At 59.5% G+C, this 20,119-nt stretch carries 9 protein-coding genes; 4 read left to right on the forward strand and 5 right to left on the reverse strand.

Annotation, left to right across the window (positions count from 1 at the left end; all coding sequences use genetic code 11):
• Nucleotides 1-110 precede the first annotated feature (110 nt).
• Nucleotides 111-1,022, forward strand: a complete 912-nt coding sequence (locus HU718_RS12725) for a LysR family transcriptional regulator (RefSeq protein ID WP_095120359.1) — start codon at nt 111-113, stop codon at nt 1,020-1,022.
• Nucleotides 1,023-1,040: 18 nt separating this feature from the next.
• On the opposite strand, the gene argE is transcribed toward HU718_RS12725, so the two are convergent.
• From argE to HU718_RS12750, 5 genes are all read right to left on the reverse strand, one after another.
• A complete protein-coding gene (gene argE / locus HU718_RS12730; RefSeq protein WP_186614372.1) occupies nt 1,041-2,189 on the reverse strand; it encodes an acetylornithine deacetylase in 1,149 nt (382 codons plus the stop codon).
• Entirely contained in the window at nt 2,186-2,863 is a 678-nt protein-coding gene (locus tag HU718_RS12735; RefSeq protein ID WP_186614374.1) for a DUF1028 domain-containing protein, read from the reverse strand. Before HU718_RS12735 ends, argE begins: the two co-directional genes overlap by 4 nt.
• A gap of 120 nt (nt 2,864-2,983) precedes the next feature.
• Nucleotides 2,984-3,400, reverse strand: coding sequence for a RidA family protein (locus tag HU718_RS12740; protein WP_007910844.1), 417 nt, complete (start codon nt 3,398-3,400; stop codon nt 2,984-2,986).
• 58 nt (nt 3,401-3,458) lie between these two features.
• Nucleotides 3,459-4,778: a flavin-containing monooxygenase gene (locus tag HU718_RS12745; RefSeq protein ID WP_186614376.1), complete on the reverse strand. Its 1,320-nt coding sequence runs from the start codon at nt 4,776-4,778 to the stop codon at nt 3,459-3,461.
• A gap of 259 nt (nt 4,779-5,037) precedes the next feature.
• Nucleotides 5,038-5,856 (reverse strand): alpha/beta fold hydrolase, encoded by an 819-nt coding sequence (locus HU718_RS12750; RefSeq protein ID WP_186614378.1) that lies wholly within the window; start codon nt 5,854-5,856, stop codon nt 5,038-5,040.
• 181 nt (nt 5,857-6,037) lie between these two features.
• Here HU718_RS12750 and HU718_RS12755 point away from each other — a divergent pair, with 181 nt between their 5' ends.
• The 3 genes from HU718_RS12755 (at nt 6,038) to HU718_RS12765 (ending at nt 20,113) form a co-directional block, all read left to right on the forward strand.
• Complete coding sequence (locus HU718_RS12755; RefSeq protein WP_186614380.1) at nt 6,038-6,487, forward strand: winged helix-turn-helix transcriptional regulator; 450 nt, start codon at nt 6,038-6,040, stop codon at nt 6,485-6,487.
• A gap of 195 nt (nt 6,488-6,682) precedes the next feature.
• The gene (locus HU718_RS12760; protein ID WP_186614382.1) at nt 6,683-8,389 is read left to right on the forward strand and encodes a ShlB/FhaC/HecB family hemolysin secretion/activation protein; all 1,707 of its coding nucleotides are present in this window, start codon (nt 6,683-6,685) and stop codon (nt 8,387-8,389) included.
• 24 nt (nt 8,390-8,413) lie between these two features.
• Nucleotides 8,414-20,113 carry a two-partner secretion domain-containing protein gene (locus HU718_RS12765; RefSeq protein WP_186614385.1) on the forward strand — a complete coding sequence of 3,900 codons (11,700 nt, stop codon included), beginning with the start codon at nt 8,414-8,416 and terminating at the stop codon, nt 20,111-20,113.
• Nucleotides 20,114-20,119 lie beyond the last annotated feature (6 nt).

Genomic DNA, 20,119 nt, shown 5'->3' on the forward strand with positions numbered 1-20,119 from the left:
CCGGGTGAGGCCTGGCTCCGGTATGTTCAGGCTTCTCTCTTATCTTGATTCACAGCGCTTTGTGCAGGAGCTGCCGAAGGCTGCGATCGTTTGATTTTCTGGAGATTCCCATGGCCGCCTACAACCTGCGCCAGCTCAAATACTTCGTCACCACCGCCGACTGCGGCAGCGTCGCCGAAGCGTCGCGCAAGCTCTACATCGCGCAGCCGTCGGTCTCCACCGCGATCAAGCACCTGGAAGAAAGTTTCGGCGTGCAGCTGTTCATCCGCCATCACGCCCAGGGTGTATCGCTGACGCCCAGTGGCTCGCGGTTCTATCGCAAGGCACTGGAGCTGCTGCGGGTGGCTCACGAGTTCGAACAGAACGCACTGGCCGATAACGATGTGGTAGCCGGGCAAATCGATATCGGCTGTTTTGAAACTGTCGCGCCGCTGTACCTGCCGCGCCTGATCGCCGGTTTCAAGGAACGCTGGCCGGGGGTGGAAATCCGCATTCGCGACGGTGAGCAGCAAGAGCTGGTGCAGGCGCTGACCGCCGGCAGCATCGACCTGGCGATGCTGTTCGAGCACGATCTCGATAGCACGATTGAAACCACGCCGCTGATGCCCGCGCAGCAGCCTTACGCCTTGCTCCCGGCCGATCACCGCTTTGCGCAACAGGCGAAAGTCTCGCTGCATGATCTGGTGCTGGAGCCCATGATTCTGCTCGACGTGGTGCCGAGCCGGACCTACTTCGTGAGCATTTTCGAGGAGCGCGGGTTGACCCCGCACATTGTGTTCAGCTCCCCATCAATCGAGATGGTGCGCGGCATGGTCGGGCGCGGTTTCGGCTTTTCGATTCTGGTCACCAAACCGTTCAGCGACTACACCTACGACGGCCAGAAAGTCGTCTGCGTGCCGCTGGCGGAAACCGTGACCGGGTCGGGATTGTCGGCAGCCTGGCTGCGGCGGGTGCAACTGACCAAACCGGTGCAGTTGTTTGTCGACCATTGCCGTGAAGAGTTGGCCCGACTGTACGCTTGAGAGCAGTCGAGCCACGGTTCAATCGCTGATGAATGTCAGCACCCGTTGGAGCATTTCGTCGCAGGCCTTCAGTTGATCGAGGCTGACAAACTCGTCGGGTTTGTGGCCCTGATCCATGCTGCCGGGCCCGCAGACCACGGTCGGGATACCCGCCGCATCAAACAGTCCGCCTTCCGTGCCGAACGCCACCGTGGCGAAATCCGTTGAACCGCAGAACGCCGCAATCAGCTCGGCGGCCTGGCTCTGCGCATCGGTGACCAACCCCGGATAGGCTGATAATTCGCTGAAGCGGATCTCGCTTTGCGCACTGATCGCGCGCATGCGCGGCAGCACTTCGCGTTCGGCGTAGGCTTTCAGTGCTTGGGCGACGAGGCCCGGATCCTGCGAGGGCAGGGCGCGAATTTCGAAATCGAAACGGCAATCGGCAGGCACGATGTTCAAGGCCTTGCCGCCGCTGATCACTCCGGTTTGCACGGTGCTGTAGGGCGGGTCGAAGCGCGCATCGTGATGCTCCGGCGCTTTCAGTTGCTGACCGAGGCGACCAAGCTCAGCGATCAGTTCGGCGGCGTATTCAATCGCATTGACGCCCAGTGGCGCGTAAGCCGAATGGCACGGATGGCCATGCACATCGCAACGCATCGCCAGTTTGCCTTTGTGGCCGAGTACCGGTTTCAGTTCGGTCGGTTCGCCGATGATGCACAGCAGCGGTTTGACTGGACGCTGCTGCAAGACCTCGAGCAGCGAACGCACGCCGAGGCAGCCGACCTCTTCGTCGTAAGACAGGGCAATGTGCACCGGCAGGTGCAACGACGCCTGCACCAGCGCCGGCACCAACGCCAGCACGCAGGCAATATAACCTTTCATGTCCGCCGTACCGCGCCCGAACAGTTTGCCGTCGCGTTCCGTCAGTTCGAACGGCGGCAGCGTCCACGGCTGACCATCGACCGGCACCACATCGGTGTGCCCGGACAGCACGATACCCGGTTGATCCACCGGGCCGATCGTGGCGAACAGGTTGGCCTTGCTGCGCTCATCGTTGTAGATCAGCGCGCAGGACACGTCGAAACTTGCGAGGTAATCGCGGACGAATTCGATCAGTTGCAAGTTGGATCCACGGCTGGTGGTATCGAAACCCACCAGCGCCTTGAGCAACTCGACGCTGTTCATCGGTCATCACCGGCCACGCCATAACCGGGAGCTTTGGCGGGGTCGAGGGCGCGATCGATGTAGTCCTGCAACTGGGGTTGATACGCATCCCAGAGCTTTTGCAACTGACCGATCGGGTCTTCATCAGCCCAGTCGACGCGCAGGTTGACGATCGGCCAGGTCTGTTCGCCGACCACCACGACAGCGGCCGAATGCACCGGGCCGGCTTCGCCACCGAGCGCTTGCGCGGCGTGCAGGGCCTTGAGCAGACGATCAGCGAGTTGACCTTCGCCGTCCTCGAAGGCGCTGACCATCGCTTCGATCACCGAACGCCCGGCGAGCATGTTACCGGCGGCGACGCACTGTTCGCCGCTGACGGCGTTGTGCACGCCGAGGGTTTGCGCACCGCTGAAATGTGCGGTCTGGCCGAGGTGGTTGATCGCCGTGATCTGGCGGTACTGGCTGTAGCCGTTGCGCGTGAGGACTTTGTCCAGCGCATCGTCCGGCGCCAGGCCTTGCTCCATCAGCGCGAGGACTTCCGGGCCGAGAGACGGCAGGGTGATGTTCTGGCTCGACACCGCACCAACGCCGGGCAGCAGCCACGGGCAGCGCGCACCGACGGCGATGCTGGAGGAACTGATGCCGACACCGAACTGGCCGGTTTCGGCGCAGCGGGCTGCGATTGAAAAGGTCATCTATTGAACTCCTTGTGTGTCTGGACTGGCCTCTTCGCGAGCAGGCTCGCTCCCACAATGAAATGCATTCCAAATGTGGGAGCGAGCCTGCTCGCGAAGGCCGCGACTCGGTGTGATGTCTTACTCAGGAATCACCGCAATCACATCAATCTCCATCAGCCACTGCGGCTGCCCCAGCGCCGACACCACCAGTCCAGTGGAGATCGGGAACACGCCTTTAAGCCACTTGCCGACTTCGCCATACACCGCTTCGCGATAACGCGGGTCGATCAGGTACGTGGTGGTTTTGACGATGTGGCTCATGTCACTGCCGGCTTCTTCGAGCAGTTGCTTGACGTTGCGCATGGCCTGTTCGGCCTGCGCGCGCGGATCACCCAGACCCACCAGATTGCCGTCGAAATCCGTGCCGACCTGACCACGGACATACACGGTGTTGCCGGCACGCACGGCCTGGCACAGGTCATTGTCCAGGGTCTGGTTCGGGTAGGTGTCTTTGGTGTTGAACATGCGGATGCGAGTGTGGGTGGGCTGGCTCATGAAAGGCTCCTGAAGAAGGTTTGCTCGGCGCAATCGGCGCCGGAGCGAAAAAAGGCAATCAAGCGTCGACGGTATCGGCGGCTTTGTTGTGGCTGCTCGAATGCAGTGCGGCTTCACGCTGCTCGGCATCGCGATAGTCCAGATACTTGCGTTGGGTGGCGATGTGATCGGCGACGTGCTTGGCGTCGTGCCACACGCCCCAGATAAACGACGAACCCCGGCGCGACTGCCACGGCAGACCGAGGAAATACACACCCGGTTCGCTCGACACACCGCGCTGATGCACCGGCTTGCCCTTGTCGTCGAACGCCGCGACTCGCAGCCAGGAATAATCCACGGCGAACCCGGTGGCCCAGATGATCGACGTGATACCGGCCTTGGCCAGATCCAGATCGGCCAGCGGATTTTTCACGCACTCGGGGTCCGGATAGGTTTCGCGCGCTTCAGGTTCTTCCGGCAGATCGAGGCCGTTGCGCTCGATGTAGGCATCGGCGGCATCGAGCAACGCCAGGTAATTCTCGTCGCCGCGAGTGAGGTTGCCGACCAGGTCCTGCTTGAAGGTCACCACGCCGTTATTGAACGATTCGGTGACGCCAACCAGGGTCATGCCGCGATGGGCCAGACCACGGAAATCGATGGTGCGCCCGCCATGGGCACCGCTGACCGCGATGGTCACGTGCTCACGCCCCGGTTTCATCGCCGCTTGATCCCACTCGCCAAGCACGCCCAACCACCAGCAGAAATCCCGGTTGCGATAGGCGCGAGGTGGGCGATCGTGGGCGCCGACCGACAGGTAAACCTGCTTGCCGGAACGTTGCAGCTCATCGGCAATCTGCACGCCGGAAGAACCGGCACCGACCACCAGCACTGCGCCTGCCGGCAGTTGCTGCGGATTGCGGTAATCAGCGGAGTGGATCTGCAACAGACGTTCGTCCTGCGGGGCAATCGCCGGAATCACCGGTTTCTGAAACGGCCCGGTCGCAGCGACCACACGACTGGCTTCGATCACGCCTTCGGAGGTCTCGACGGTGAAACCCGGGCGCCCGACATTGCGCACCACGCTTTTCACTTCAACGCCGGTGCGGATCGGCGCATTGAATTTCTTTGCATAGGCTTCGAAGTAATCCGCCACGCGCTCTTTCGGGGCGAAGCCGTCGGGATCGACGTCATCGAATTCCAGGCCGGGAAAGCGGTCGTGCCAGGCCGGGCCGTTGGCAACCAGCGAGTCCCAACGCCCGGTGCGCCAGCGTTCGGCAATGCGATTGCGCTCCAGCACGAGGTGCGGCACACCGAGTTTGCTCAGGTGTTCGCTCATGGCGACGCCTGCCTGGCCAGCACCCACGATCAGCGTGTCTGTTTTTATTATTGCAGTGGTCATCTCTACATCCTTCCTAGCAAGGCAGTGGGATTCGGGCCGCTGTTGGCTTGTCCGTTTTGCTTGCGGTCAGACTAGGGAGGAGGGGGATTTCGGTAAAATATTATTAAGCTGGGATGTGAAGATAAAAATCTGATGCAGCGCTTGGAAACCCTTGAAACACAGGGGTTGCAGGAAATCGGCTGTGGGGTTGGGAGATAAAAAAACCGTTGGCGTAACGTGCAGTGGTGAGCAGAATCTTCCCCTCACCACTGCGCCGGTTTCAACGATTCAGAAACGCCAGCAAATCCTCATTCAGGGCCTGCGCGTGCGTCACCACAAACCCATGTGGCGCACCTGCATAAACCTTCAGTTCGGCGCCCTTGATCTGCGCGGCCGCCTGCTTGCCGGTGGTTTCAAACGGCACGATCTGGTCGCCGTCGCCATGGATCACCAGTGTCGGTACATCGATCTGGGCCATGTCCGGGCGGAAGTCGGTTTCCGAGAACGCGGTCACGCAATCCACGGTGCCCTTTAGCGAGGCCAGCAGCGCAATGTTGAGTGTTTGCGCGAGCACGCCGTCAGAGACTTTCTGGCCTTGATTGGTGCCATAGAACGGCGCGGCGAAGTCAGCGATGAACTGCGCACGATCCTGCAACAAGCCAGCCTTGATACCGTCGAACACCGAGGTGTCGACACCTTGCGGGAAATCGGCTTTCTTGCCGAACAGCGGCGTCACCGCGCCCAGCAATACGACACCGGCAACGCGTTCGCTGCCATGACGAGCGATGTAACGGCTGATATCGCCGCCGCCCATGGAGAAGCCCACCAGCGTCACGTCACGCAGGTCCAGGTGGTTGATCAGTTGCGCGATGTCATCGGCGAAAGTGTCGTAGTCATACCCGGTCCACGGCTGATCGGAACGGCCGAAACCACGGCGATCGAAGGCAATGGTGCGATAGCCACGGCTGCTCAGGTATTCCATCTGGTATTCCCACATGTCGGCATCCAGCGGCCAGCCATGGCTGAACAGCACGGGTTTACCGCTGCCCCAATCCTTGTAGTAGATCTCGGTACCGTCTTGCGTGGTGAAGGTGCTCATGGAAACTCCTGCGTCGGGGGTCAGTGCCGAAATGGCGACATTCACTATCAGCGCAAAGCGCTCCGGCTACTTGTATGCAGGTGCTGGTTTTGCAACGGTCCAGTCGTGAGGTGTGTCTTGGAGTTGTATGATGCAACTGTGAGCCGCGAGGCCAATCGATGAATGCATGGAGTACTCCTACGTGAAACGCAAAAGCTTGCAGGGCAATGCTTGCCCGGTGGCCCGGACACTGGACCTGATCGGCGACTGGTGGTCGTTGCTGATCATTCGTGACGCGCTGGACGGAATTCGGCGTTTCAATGATTTTCAGAAGAGCCTGGATATCGCGAAGAACATGCTCAGCGCGCGCCTCAAAGGCCTGGTGGAGCAGGGGATCCTGCAAGCGCTGCCTGCGGCCGATGGCGGCGCCTATAAGGAATACGTGCTGACTGAGCGCGGCAAAGCCTTGCAGACGGTGATCGTCGCGCTGTCGCAGTGGGGCGGTGAATTCATGTATGCGCCGGGTGAGCCGGGTTCGGTGATGGTCGATGCAAAGAATCGTCAGCCGATTCGCAAGCTGACCCTAACGGCGGCCGATGGCCGCGTGCTGGCCCCCGAGGACGTCGCCACACGACTGGGTATTGAACACTGAAAAGCGGGGCTGCTTGAACTGAGTTACTCGCTGCCGCCAGATCAATGAAAACGCGCCCTCGCTGTACCGAACCCAGTTGTACATTCCTCGATACAAACCCGACAAACGGTCGAAACGATTGTTTGACGTCAAAATGATGGCCATCTAATATCGCGCCACTATTTTGATGTCACTTTTCGTCTCGAGGGATCGAACATGTCCTCACCCGCCCTCGTGGCGAGGTTGTGCGTAGCGTTGCTGTGCCTGTCTCCACTTCAGAACGCCGTCGCCGCACCGACTCCCGGTGACACCGACCTTATCCGTGACCGGCAGAACCGCCTGCTCGAAGAACAGCAGCGGCGCCTGGAAGAACTCAAGGATCTGCCCGGCAAGGATGCCAAGCCTGCGCAACCGGCAGCCCCCACCGATACCCGCTGTTTCCCGATCAAAGACATCGAGCTCAAGGGCGCGGACAGTCTGTCGGATCGCGAAAAGACGCGTCTGCTCAAACCCTATATCGGTGAATGCCTCGGCGTGCCGCAGCTCAACGAGCTGCTCAAAGTCATCACCGATCACTACATCGAGAAAGGTCTGGTCACCAGCCGCGCCTACTTGCCGCAGCAGGATCTGTCCAGCGGGCACCTGCAAGTGCTGGTGGTCGAAGGCAAGCTCGAAGGCATGAAAGGCGCGGAAAACAGCCAGCTCTCGGAGCGCGAACTGGCCATGGCCTTTCCCGGCAAAACCGGTGAACTGGTCAACCTGCGCGAGATCGAGCAAATGGTCGATCAGCTCAACCGCCTGCCATCGAATCAGGCAAAAATGGAGCTGGCGCCCGGCCAGAACGTCGGCGGCAGTGCAGTGCTGGTCACCAACACTCCACAGAAGCCATGGCGAGTCGGGCTGTCACGCAACAACGACGGCCAGCGCAGCACCGGTGAACAGCAATGGGGCACCACGTTTGACTGGGACAGCCCGCTTGGCCTGGCGGATCAGTTGAGCCTGCGCGGCGGTCATGATGCGATGACTGACCATCAACACACCTCCAATAACGCCATGCTCAATTACAGCTTGCCGTGGGGCTGGTGGACATTCAGCTACACCTACAGCCAGAGCGAATACCGCTCGCAAATCGCCGCCAATGGTTACAACTTCAAGCAGACCGGCGACAGCGAAAACCATCAGTTGCGCGCCGAGCGGGTGATCCACCGCGACGCCGTCAGCAAAACCTCGCTCAGCGCTGGCCTGTCGTATCTGCGCACCAACAACTTCATCGAAGACAGCAAACTCAAACTGAGCAGCAACCGCATCAGCGAAGCACAGTTTGGCTTCAACCACGGCCGCCGTGTCGGCAGTGCGTTCGTCAACTTTGACGCGGGCATGCAACAAGGCATTGGCGCTTTCGACGCGCAAGGCAGCCATGATCCTGGCCCCGGTGAGCCGGACGCGCGGTACCGCAAATACACCGCGACTCTGAGTTACCTGCAACCGTTCAAGGTCTGGGGCGAGTCGTTCAGTTTCAGCAGCCTGATGACCGGCCAGCGTAGCGAGGACGTGCTGTTCAGCCCGCAACGCACCAGCCTTGGCGGCTCGTCGTCGATTCGTGGTTACAAGGATCAATCGCTGTCGGGCGACAGCGGTGGTTACTGGCGCAACGATCTGCGCTGGTCGCGTCCGGTGACCATCGAATGGCTGCAACCGGTGTTCTCCGAATACGGCACCAGCCTGGGTTACGACCAGGGTGTGATCCGTGGCGATCGCTACAACGGCGATCAGCACGGGCGTATGTCGAGCAATTCACTGGACCTGTTCGCCAGTGGCAAACACCTGTCCGCCGTGGTGACGTTTGCTCATTCCCTCGAGCGCCCGGATGCATTGACCGAGCGTGAAGCACCGATCTATTTCCGCATTGATTTCTTCATCTAAAAACAACTTTTCGAGATCATCGACATGGACGTTCGTCAGTTCGCCTTTCTTGCGCTTCAACCTTCTGCGGCCGTGAAAGAGCGCGAACGCTTTCTGGGCATGCCCAAGCGCGGGCTGGCGTTTCTGCTGGCGAACGTCATGTTCTGGCAACCGATGTGGGCGCAGGCCGACGGCATTGTGGTGGCCAACCCGAATACCTCGCTGGATCGCGCCGGCAACGGCGTGCCGATCATCAACATTGCCACGCCCAATGCCAGCGGCCTGTCGCACAACCAGTTCCACGACTACAACGTTGGTGCGCAGGGGCTGATCCTCAACAACGGCTCGACGCAGAATAATCTCACTCAACTGGGTGGGCACATCGTCGACAACCCGAACCTGAAGAACAGCGGTTCGGCGCAGGCGATTCTCAACGAAGTCATCAGCGGCAACCCGAGTCAGTTGCGCGGCTACACCGAAGTGGCGGGGCAGTCGGCGCGTGTCATCGTCGCGAACCCGTATGGCATCACCTGCAACGGTTGCGGCTTCATTAATGCACCACGGGTGACACTGACCACCGGTAAACCGGTGCTCGACAACGGCCGGCTGGATCGCTTTCAGGTTGATCAAGGTTCTGTGGCCATCGAGGGTGCGGGCCTCAACGCGACCAACGTCGACCGCTTCGAAATCATCACCCGCAGCGCGAAAATCAACGCCGAGATTCAGGCACAAAACCTGACGATTATTGCCGGGCGCAACGACGTCAACGCACAAACCCTGAATGCCACGGCCCGCGCCGATGATGGCAGCGGTAAACCGCAATTGGCCATCGACTCCTCGGCATTGGGCGGCATGTACGCCGGGGCGATCAAACTGGTCGGCACCGAAGCCGGGGTCGGGGTGAAACTCGATGGCAAGCTGATTGCCAGCGGCGGTGATATTCAGCTTGATGCCAACGGCCAACTGAGTCTGGCCGAAACTTCGGCCACCGGCGCGGTCAACATCAAGGCCGCCGGCCTCGACGCACGCGGCCCGCTTTACGCCGGCACCAGCGCCAATGTGCAAACCCAGGGCAATCTGACCAACCGCCAGACCCTTGCGGCCCGCGACAGCATCAATCTCAGCGCTGGCGGCCAACTGACCAACGCCGGCGTAATCGACTCCGGCGTCAACGCCGATGGCAGTCGCAATGCCAGCGGCGATCTGAGCCTCACCGCACAGAACCTCGACAATACCGGCAAAACGCTCACCGCCAGCCGCAATCTGACGGTCAGCACCGCGCAAACCCTGAACAACCAGGGCGGCACGCTGAACGGACAGAACACAGCGGTCAGCGCCGGTATTCTGGACAACCGCAACGCGGGGCGTGTGCTTGGCAACGCTACGCTGAGCGTGACCGCCAATCAGGCGCTCAATACTCAGGGGTTGATCCACAGCACGGGTAACCTGACCGGCAGTTTCGGCCTGCTGGACAACAGCAATGGTGAGCTTTCCAGCAACGCTGTCATCCGACTCAGCGCCGATGGAGTGAATAACCGCAGCGGTCAGATCCTCGGCGACCTGGGGTTGAATATCGATCTGCGTGGTGCGCTGGACAACCGTGACGGTGTGCTCGGCTCCGGCCAGTCGGTGAACCTGCAGGCTGCCAGCCTGGATAACCGCGATGGCGGTGTGCTGGTCAGTGACGGCAGCATGACCGTCCGTGTGCGCGGTGTGCTCGACAACCGCAACAAGGGCGAGATCACCGCCAAGGGCATCATCGACGCGCAAACCGGCAGCCTCGACAACCGCGACGGCAAAGTCATCGGCAAAACCACGTTGGCGCTGCGCAGCGATACGGCGGACAACCGTACCGGTGTGATTCAGGCTGATCAACAGTTGACGCTCAACGTCGAACGACTGGATAACCGCGACAAGGGCCAAGTCACCGGCAAGGCCGGTGTCGCCTATACCGGCGCGCGTCTGGACAACAGCGGCGGTCTGGTCAGTGCAGTCGGTCCGGTGAGCCTCAAGGCCGGCGAAGTGCAAAACGCTGCTGGGCGGATTTCCAGTCAGGGCGACCTGACGGCCACCATCGGTTTGCTGCAACAACAGGGCGGTGCGCTGGTCGCGCAGGGCAATCTCAGCCTGACCGGCAAGACCCTCGACAATCGCAACGGCGGGCTGGTCGGCACCACAAAAGCGCTGACACTGGCGGTCGATGAGATCGATAACCGCAGCGGCGAAATCTCCAGCAACCTGCTGCTCAACATCAAGGGCCAGCGTCTGGACAACAGCGACGGCGGCAAGCTGCTGGCCGGCAGCGACCTGGGCCTCACTGTGGCGAAGCTGATCAACCTGAGCAAAGGCCTGATCAGTGCCAAAGGCACCACGACGCTGACCGGCAGCAGCCTGGACAACAGCGGCGGTCGCTTCGACAGCCTCAATGGACTGGTGATCACCCTCGACGATGCCTTGATCAACGCTCAAGGCAACATCAGCAGCGAAGGCGCGCTGACAGCCACGGTCGGCCGGATCGATAACAGTGCCGGTACGCTGGGCAGCGCCGGCATCCTGCGCATCACCAGCGCCGGAGCACTGCTCAATCAGGCAGGCTCGATCAGCACCGACAGCACGTTGACCCTCAACAGCGGCACGCTGGATAACAGCCGCAAAGGCCTGATCTCGGGGGCGGGTGCAACACGTGTCACCACCGGTGATATCGACAACAGCCAGGGCGGTCGGCTGATCAGTGGCGCGACGCTGGACCTCGAAGCGGCGCAGGTCAACAACGCCACCGGGCGCATTGCCAGTCAGCAAGCCCTTACCGCTTCGGTGCGCGGACTGGATCAGCAGGGCGGTGAACTGTTCAGCAAGGCCGATCTGACCCTTGACCTGAACAACGGGCAATTGAATAACCAGAACGGTTTGATCAACGCGCCTGGTACGTTGCTGCTGAAAAACCTCAACGGTGTGAGCAACAAGAACGGCGAGATCTCTAGTCAGCAAGCGTTTACGCTCGCCGCCAACGATCTGGACAACAGCAGCGGCAAATTGATCAGTCAGCAGGGGCTGACCCTGCGCATTGCCCAAGCGTTGAACAACGTCAAAGGCGTTATTGCCGCTGCGACGCTGGACAGCCATTCCGCCAGCCTCGATAACCAGGATGGCTTGATCAGCAGCCGTGGTCTGCTCACGCTGACCACTGACAAGACCCTGAACAACCAGCTCGGCACACTCGTCGCCGACGGTGAACTGACGCTGACCGCCGATGCGCTGGTCAACCAGCAGGGCAGCATCGCCGGCAAGTCTGATGCCAGCGTTCAGGTCAAAAGCCTGAATAACCAGGACGGTCAACTGATCGCCACCGGTGTGCTCAAACTGAACGCCGAGACCCTCGACAACCGTCAAGGTGGTTTGCTCGGCTCGACCAAAGCCATGACCCTGACGGTCGATGAGCTGGACAACCGTGGCGGCGAAATCACCTCCAATAGCGAGCTGCTGATTACCGGTAAAAAAATCGATAACAGCGATGGCGGCAAGGTTTTCACCGGCAAGGCTCTGACCCTGACGGTCGATCAATTGCTCAACCGTAACAAAGGCCTGATCGACGCGGGCACGCTGTTGAAGCTGCAGGGACGTGCGCTGGATAACAGCGGCGGTGAGTTGCTCAGCCAACAGGACATGGGCCTGAGCCTCAGTGGCGACTTCGCCAACCACCTCGGCAAAGTCAGCAGCGAAGGGGCGCTGACCGTCAGCGCCGCGCAACTGAGCAACACCGAGGGCAGCTTGTCCAGTGCTGCGCAACTGATCCTCGACAGCACTGGCATCGTCGATAACCAGGGAGGCCGGATCGTCACCGATGGCGCACTCGTGCTCAACAGCACCGGTCTGGATAATCGCCAGAAGGGCATCGTCAGCGGCAAAGGTGCGGTCACGGTCACGACCGGTGCCTTCGACAACAGCAGCGGTTCGTTGAGCAGCGCCGACACCCTCAACCTCGTCGCGGCTCAGGTCACCAACAGCAATGCAGGCAGTATCGGCAGTCAGGGGGCGTTGACGGCGTCGGTCGCAGGCTTCGATCAACAGAGCGGCAAGCTGTTCAGCAACACGCGCCTGAGCCTGGACCTGAACCACGGCCAACTGAACAACATCAACGGTGTGATCAGTGCGCCCGGCACTCTGCTACTCAAGCAACTCAATGGCGTCAACAACCAGGGCGGCACGATTTCCAGCACCGAAGCGTTCACCCTGAGTGCTGAAAACCTGGACAACAGCAACGGCAAACTGCTGAGCAATCAGGGGCTGACCCTGCGCATCGCTAACGCGCTGAATAACGTCAAAGGCTTGATCGGCGCCGCGTCGATTGAGCTGCAGGCGGCGAGCCTGAACAACAGCGGCGGCAGCCTGGTCAGCCGAGGCGATCTTGAACTTACGGTCGATGGTCTGCTGCGCAACGATACCGGCGGGTTGATCAGTGCCGCACAAGCGTTGAATATCACCAGCGCCGACCTGAACAACCAAAGCGGCACAGTGTTGGGCGTCAGCGCGATCACGCTCAATGCGATGGCGCTGAACAACCGCGACAATGGTTTGATCAATAGCAAAGGCAGCTTGTCGCTAACCGCCACCGGCCTGGATTCCAGCAATGGCGGTGAAGTCTCCGCTGCCGGCGACATCAATCTTGTCTTGACCTCGTTGACCCAGAACGGTGGACGCCTGTTGGGCGACAAAGCCGTCACACTGGACCTGGCTAACGGCGACCTCGACAACCAGAACGGTCTGCTCACCGCCAAAGGTCCGTTGACGCTCAAGCGTCTGCGCGATCTGAACAACCAGCGCGGTGAAATCTCCAGCAACCTGAGTTTCGACGTCATCGCCCGGGCAGTGAACAACAGCGCCGGCAAGTTGATCAGCGGCGAAAAACTGTTGCTGCGCGGCACCACACTGACCAACCAGAAGGGCTTGCTGTCCGGTTGGCAGGGGTTGAGCGTCAGCGGCGACAGCCTGGACAACCGCGACAGCGGCACGCTCTCCAGCAAGTCCGGCGATCTCTCGGTCGATCTCAAAGACGCGTTGCTCAACAGCGGCGCGGGTGCGTTGGTCGCCGAGGGCAGCCTGACCGTCAAGGCCGGCAGCCTCGATAACAGCAACAAAGGCATTCTGAGCAGTGGCGCAGGGCAGAGCCTGACGCTGAGCGGGGCGCTCAATAATAGTCAGGGCGGTTTGATTGCCAGCGATGCGGTGCTGGATCTGGTCAGCATGGCGCTGATCAACGTCGGCGGCGCGATCAATGCGCAGCAGGCGATCACCGCCACGGTTTCGCGACTGGACAACAGTGGCGGCCAGATCGCCAGTAACGACGCGATCACCCTTAACCTCAGCGGCGACCTCAACAACAGCGGCGGCCGACTGGCCGGCGCAGGTCCGGTGCTGATCAAGGGCGTAACTGACCTGAGCAACCAGAACGGCCAACTCGCCAGCCAGAAAACTCTGGAACTGCTGACCGGGTCGCTGGACAACAGCAACAAGGGCACCATCGCTGCGAGGGATCTGTTGCAGATCACCGCCAGCGGCGCAGTGCGTAATAATGCTGACGGTTTGATCTATAGCCAGAACGCCGCCCTCCAACTGAAGGCTGCGAGCCTGAATAACGGCAAGGGCGCGCTGCAAAGCGAAACCGGCCTGACCCTGAACGTCACCGGTGACCTCGACAACCAGAGCGGCAAAGTCATCGCCCAGAACGGCGATGTGAGTATCAGTGCTGCCAACATCGATAACCGTGGCGGGATTCTGTCCAGCATCAAGGGCGCACTCGAAGCGCGCACCGTCGGTGTGTTGCGCAATGGCTTTGATCTCAACAACAACCGCCAGGGCGGCATCATTCAGGCACAGGGTCTGATCGTGTCGGCATTGGCCGGGCTGGACAACAACGGCGGACGAATCTCCGCGCAAGCGGCCGATGCAGTCATCACCACGGCAGGTTTCGATAACCGCAACGGTGTGCTCTATGCAAAAGGCCTGGTGAGCGTCAGCGGCACTGGTCTGGATAACGGCGCCGGGCAGATTGCCGCTGAGCGCATCGACTTCGGTCTCAGCGGCGCGCTGAGCAACAGCGCGGGTGTCATTGAAAGCAACACGCAACTGAACGTCAGAGCGGCTAGCGTCAATAACCAGAATGGCCGCCTGCGTTCGCTGGGCAACTCTGGCAAGACCGAATTCCAGATCGGCGGGCAACTCGACAACCGCAACGGCGTTCTGGAAACCGCCAACACCGACATGACCGTCAACGTTGGCAGCTTCCTCAATAACGGCGGGCAACTCAACCACGTTGGTCGTGGCAGGTTCGATATCTCCACTGCGAACGTGATGGGTGCCGGCGGCAGCATCACCACCGGCGGATTGCTGGAACTCAATGCCGATACCTGGAATAACAGCAGTGTCATCCAGGCCGGACGTCTGAACGTCAATGTTCGGCAGTTCAGTCAGGCCGCTAACGGCAAGTTGCTCGCTTCGGATCTGTTGCAGGTGCGCGGTGGGAACTGGATCAACGACGGTTTGATCGCCAGTGACGGCTTGATCGATATGCAGTTGAGCGGCGCCTACAGCGGCAATGGCCGGCTGTCGAGTCAGAGCGGGACTTACCTCTCTGCCGCACAGATGAACCTCGGTGCCGCTGGAAGCTTTGCGGCGGGTGCGACCTCGACCATCAGTGTCGGCGGTCAGCTCATCAATGCCGGACGCATCACCTCCAGCGAAGACCTGACCGTCAACGCCGGCAGCCTCGCCAATTACGGCACCTTGGGTGCGGCGCAGAACCTGAACATCAACACGCCTTCATTGCTTAATGATCGTGGGCTGATTTTCAGCGGAAACGACATGACGCTCAGCGTAGGCAACCTGACCAACCAGAATGGTGATTTCTACGGGCTGGGGAACGTGACGATCAAGGGTTACGGGACCGCACAGGCCAGTCAGGTGTCGAACCTGTCAGGTTCGATGGAGAGCGGCAAGACCTTCAGGATTGACGCCGCCAACTTCGCCAACCGTACCTCGGGGGACGATGGGACGCAGAGCTTCGCGCTGAACCGTAAACTGGTGTCCGGCTTTATCGGCGTTCAATGCGGCGATTGTTCGGGTGGCACCTACGACGTCAACCTGATTGCCCACGAGGTCTTCGAAGGTGGGCAGGACAATGACACCACGGCTTCATCGTTGCTGACGGCCGGTAGCGATTTCATCTTCAACGGCGGTGAATTCCTCAACAGCAAAAGTACGCTCAGCGCCTCCGGCAACATCACTATCAATGCCAACAACATGAGGAACGTCGGAGCGGTCAGCGGCAGCATCGAGCGCACGCGAATTTTCCGTACCGGCGCCATCGACTTGGGCTCTTTCAATGTCTTCATGCCGGAGGTGGTGGCGTACAACCAGCGCAATAACCCTGACTTTCCGAACGTCTATTACATTGACGGTACGGGGAATTTTGCCCAAGGTGTGGTTACCTCGGCAACGGGCCGGGAACCCGGTCACGACGGTGGTCTGACACGAGTGGTTGTGATCAAGGACTCGGTGACGAACAAGTCTGTCGGCGATCTCACTGTCTCCGGTTATAGCTGGGGCAACACCAGCCCGCAGTCTCAATACGACCCCAATAACCTTGTCGAAATGCCGACCAGGCTGCAGGGCTTCACGCTGACCTCTGATAAAGAAGTGGCCACTGACGGCACCAGTCCCGTCGCGGGTCGCAATGCGGTCATCCAGGCCGGTGGCAATGTTTCGATCACGGCCACCAAGACTCTGCAAAACAGCGTGATCCACGAAGATTACGGCTCCACCGGAGGCTCCAACAAGGTCGGCAGCACCAATGTCGGCAATACTGGCACCACCGTCATTCGCATCAACAGCCAACTGCCGCCGGACCTTGCCCAACAGCAAGTCAATCCGCTGTCCCTGCCAGGCTTCTCCCTGCCAACCGGTGAAAACGGCTTGTTCCGCCTGAGCGGTCAGGGAGCCAACGACAGTGCACCCGTGGGCGCCACTGGTCCGGCGCCAACCTGGACCGTGGGTGGGCAGACCGTCGACACTCAAGAGCACATCGTGGCAGGCACCATCGGCGGCCCACGCAATCTTTTCATTGATGCACCGCCGGCAGTTTCCGACAGCACGCGTGCGGTAGACACCTTCCATCGCACCCCGAGCATGGTTCAGGCCGTCGCCAGTACGGTTGACGTCAACGTGCCAGTGAACCCCGCCGGGCCGGGCATGAAAGATCGCGGCAACGACGCCAAGGAGTCGATCGACACCCGCCCGGTGACCCGCGTCACGGGTCTGCCGGACACCAAGGCGCCGTCCAACGCGCACAAATACCTGATCGAAACCAACCCGGTGCTGACCGACCTCAAGTCGTTCATGAGCTCCGACTACCTGCTGGAAAAACTCGGCTATGACCCCGACCAGAGCGCCAAGCGCCTCGGTGACGGTCTCTATGAACAACGTCTGATCCAGCAAGCCGTCACCGCACGCACCGGCCAGGCTTTCATCGACGGCCAGACCTCCAACGAGGGCATGTTCAAGTACCTGATGAACAACGCCATCGCCAGCAAGGACGCGCTCAACCTGTCGGTCGGCGTCGGTCTCACATCGCAGCAAGTCGCGGCACTGACCCACGACATCGTCTGGCTCGAAGAGCACGAAGTGAATGGCGAAAAGGTGCTGGTGCCGGTGGTGTATCTGGCCCAGGCCAACGGCCGTTTGGGCCCGACCGGGGCGTTGATTGCCGGTAATGACGTGACGCTGATTGCCGGTGAGAACCTGGACAACGTCGGGACGTTGAAGGCGACGAATAATCTGTCGGCGACGGCGGGCAAGGATCTGGTCAACAGTGGCTTGATCGAAGCGGGTAATCGTCTGGATCTGTTGGCGACCAACGACATTATCAATAAGTCCGGGGGCATCATCACCGGGCGTGACGTGTCGCTGAACACTCTCAACGGGGATGTCATCAACGAGCGAACCATTACCTCGTCCGACAGCAGCACGCGTTTCGGTACCCAGCATCACGACTTTGCTGATACCGCTGCACGTATCGAAGCCACCAATGACCTGAGCATCATGTCCGGCCGCGACATAAATATCTCCGGTGGTGTGCTGCAAAGCGGTCGAGACATGGATCTTGATGCCGAGCGCGATCTCAGTATCGCAGCGACACAAGTCAATAACAGCGTGTTTCACGACAGCAAACACAACAGTAGTGACACTACTCAGTTGAGTGCGACTGTCAATGCCGGTCGCGACCTTACAGCACAGGCCGGTCGCGACCTGGCGGTGATCGCCAGCCAGATCGATGCGAAACGCGATGTTTCGATGAGCGCAGCCGAAAACCTGATCATCAGTTCTGCGGCGGACGAACAGCACTCTTTGTCCAAGAGCAAGAAGCTTACGGTTCAGGAGGATCATGTCAGCCAGGTCATGTCAGGTGTGACGGCGGGCGGCAGTGTGGCGCTTAGTTCTGGCGAAGATCTGACCGTTGTTTCCAGCCGGATCACGGCGGGCGACGAGGCGTATCTGGTAGCGGGTAACAACCTGAATATTCTCGCGGCTCAGGACTCTGATTACTCTCTGTACGACAAGAAGAAAAAGGGCTCTTTTGGTTCCAGTAAAACCAAGCGTGATGAGGTGACCAAGGTCAATAACATTGGCAGTGTGATCACCTCGGGTGGTGACATGGTATTGGTGAGTAATGGCGATCAACACTATCAGGCCGCGAAACTGGACAGTGGCAATGACCTGACCATTACCAGTGGCGGCTCAGTCACCTTCGAAGGCGTCAAGGATCTGCATCAGGAGAGTCACGAAAAGAGCAGCTCAAGCTCGGTATGGAGTTCTTCCAAGGGCCGAGGTAATACTGATGAAACGTTGCGCCAGACTGAACTCACCGCAAATGGCAATCTGGTGATCAGTGCCATTGACGGCTTGAATATCGATCTGCGCGATATCAACCAGAAGTCGGTCAGTCAAACAATCGACGCAATGGTCAAAGCAGACCCGGGGCTGGCCTGGTTGAAAGAAGCCGAGAAGCGCGGTGATGTTGACTGGCGCATGGTCAAGGAAACCCACGAGTCGTTCAAATACAGCAACTCCGGAATGGGGCCGGCGGCGATGCTGGCGGTGGTCATCATTGTTTCTGTACTGACAGCAGGAACAGGAACAGCCGCGACGATAGGGGCTACTGCAGGTCAAGCGGCTTCGTCTGCGGCAATCGCTGCAGGTGCTTCCGCATCCACGGCTGCAACCATTGCCGCGGCTGCATCGGCGGCAGCCACGGCGGCGTTTTCTGCCGCGGTAGGGCAGGCAGCCACCAGTGCAATCAACAACAAGGGAAACTTGGGCGAGACCTTCAAAGATGTGATCTCTTCGGAGAGTTTCAAGAGTTACGTTTTTGCTGCAATCACGGCAGGTATTGCCTCGAAGTTCGGGTATAACCCCACAGATCTGCACTTCGATCTGGACAGTGTCCAAAGTGTGGCTATGAAGGCGACATTTGATGCCTTGGCGAAAACGGCAGTCATGGGCGGGAGTCTCCAGGACAACCTGGTTTCTTCAGCGCTTGGCTCAGTCGTTGCCATCGGTGGCGCAGTAGCGGCCAACAAGATTGGTGACATCACCGTATTCGACCATGGAAAAGTTACCAAGGTCGTGATGCATGCCGCGCTGGGTGGCTTGATGGCCGAGGCGATGGGCGGGGATTTCCGTACAGGTGCGATTGCAGCGGGTGCGAATGAGGCGTTGGTTGATTTTTTGGCTGACAAAATCCTGCCGAAAGGCGTAGACCCATCCAGTCCTGAATATCTGAAAGGAGTCGGTAATCTTCTGGCTGCATCTCAATTAGTAGGAGTATTGACCGCCGCGATTACCGGTGGAGATGCATCCATCGCTTCCGATGTCACGTCGAATGCAACGCAATACAACTATTTGAACCACGCGCAAATGCAGGAGCTTGCGGAGGAGCTGCAAGCATGCAAAGCGACGAACAGTTGTGAAGGTGTTGCTTCAAAGTATTTTGAAAAACATCTCGCCAACGAGAAGGTGCTCAGAGAAGTATGCGCAGTTGATACCAAAAGTTGCCAGAAGGCAGCGCTTGATATTTACAACACTGTTTTAGGCTACCAGCGCGGCGACTACGATACCGATTTGCCTCCTGATCTGAAGCAGGCTTTTGCTGCCTTTCACCAGCTCAACATTGATGCGAGTGTTGTACCCACGGCTGAAATAGCCAGACCTTCTGCGGAAGCATTTGTGCAGTCGCTTGGTCTTGACATATCCGATCCGAAGGTTCAGGCGATCGTCGGGACTATGGCAACCTTCATAGCTGGTAAAGCCGCAGCGAGTCGCGCCCCAAAGACCGGCATGAAAATGCCAGCCGAATTACCGGATAACCTCACAGGCTATGCGAACCCCAACGATATCCGTTTTACGCAAGACAGTGTTTCAGGTGTTTTCAGGGATGGTACGGTTCTGGATTCAACCATTGATGCATTGAGAAAGGGGATAATCTCGCCGTCCGAAATACCACCGATCCGCGTGTTTGAAAAGGATGGTTTGATTTACAGCCTTGACAACCGTCGCTTACTTGCAGCCTCGGCAGCTGGCGTTCCGGTTAAGATCGTTCCGGCTACGGCGACGGAGATACGCAAGGAAGTTAAAAAGAAAATGACCACGCTGAACAAAGGTGTGATTATTTGTGTTCGTGACATTTGTAAGTAGGATACG

This window comes from Pseudomonas tensinigenes, from assembly GCF_014268445.2.
GTDB lineage: Bacteria > Pseudomonadota > Gammaproteobacteria > Pseudomonadales > Pseudomonadaceae > Aquipseudomonas > Aquipseudomonas tensinigenes.

Bases quoted from the DNA above. Each gene is read 5' to 3' on its own strand.
- HU718_RS12765 (WP_186614385.1), top strand. From the start codon at position 8,414: ATGGACGTTCGTCAGTTCGCCTTTCTTGCGCTTCAACCTTCTGCGGCC.
- HU718_RS12750 (WP_186614378.1), bottom strand. From the start codon at position 5,856: ATGAGCACCTTCACCACGCAAGACGGTACCGAGATCTACTACAAGGAT.
- HU718_RS12740 (WP_007910844.1), bottom strand. From the start codon at position 3,400: ATGAGCCAGCCCACCCACACTCGCATCCGCATGTTCAACACCAAAGAC.
- HU718_RS12745 (WP_186614376.1), bottom strand. From the start codon at position 4,778: ATGACCACTGCAATAATAAAAACAGACACGCTGATCGTGGGTGCTGGC.
- HU718_RS12760 (WP_186614382.1), top strand. From the start codon at position 6,683: ATGTCCTCACCCGCCCTCGTGGCGAGGTTGTGCGTAGCGTTGCTGTGC.
- argE (WP_186614372.1), bottom strand. From the start codon at position 2,189: ATGAACAGCGTCGAGTTGCTCAAGGCGCTGGTGGGTTTCGATACCACC.
- HU718_RS12735 (WP_186614374.1), bottom strand. From the start codon at position 2,863: ATGACCTTTTCAATCGCAGCCCGCTGCGCCGAAACCGGCCAGTTCGGT.
- HU718_RS12725 (WP_095120359.1), top strand. From the start codon at position 111: ATGGCCGCCTACAACCTGCGCCAGCTCAAATACTTCGTCACCACCGCC.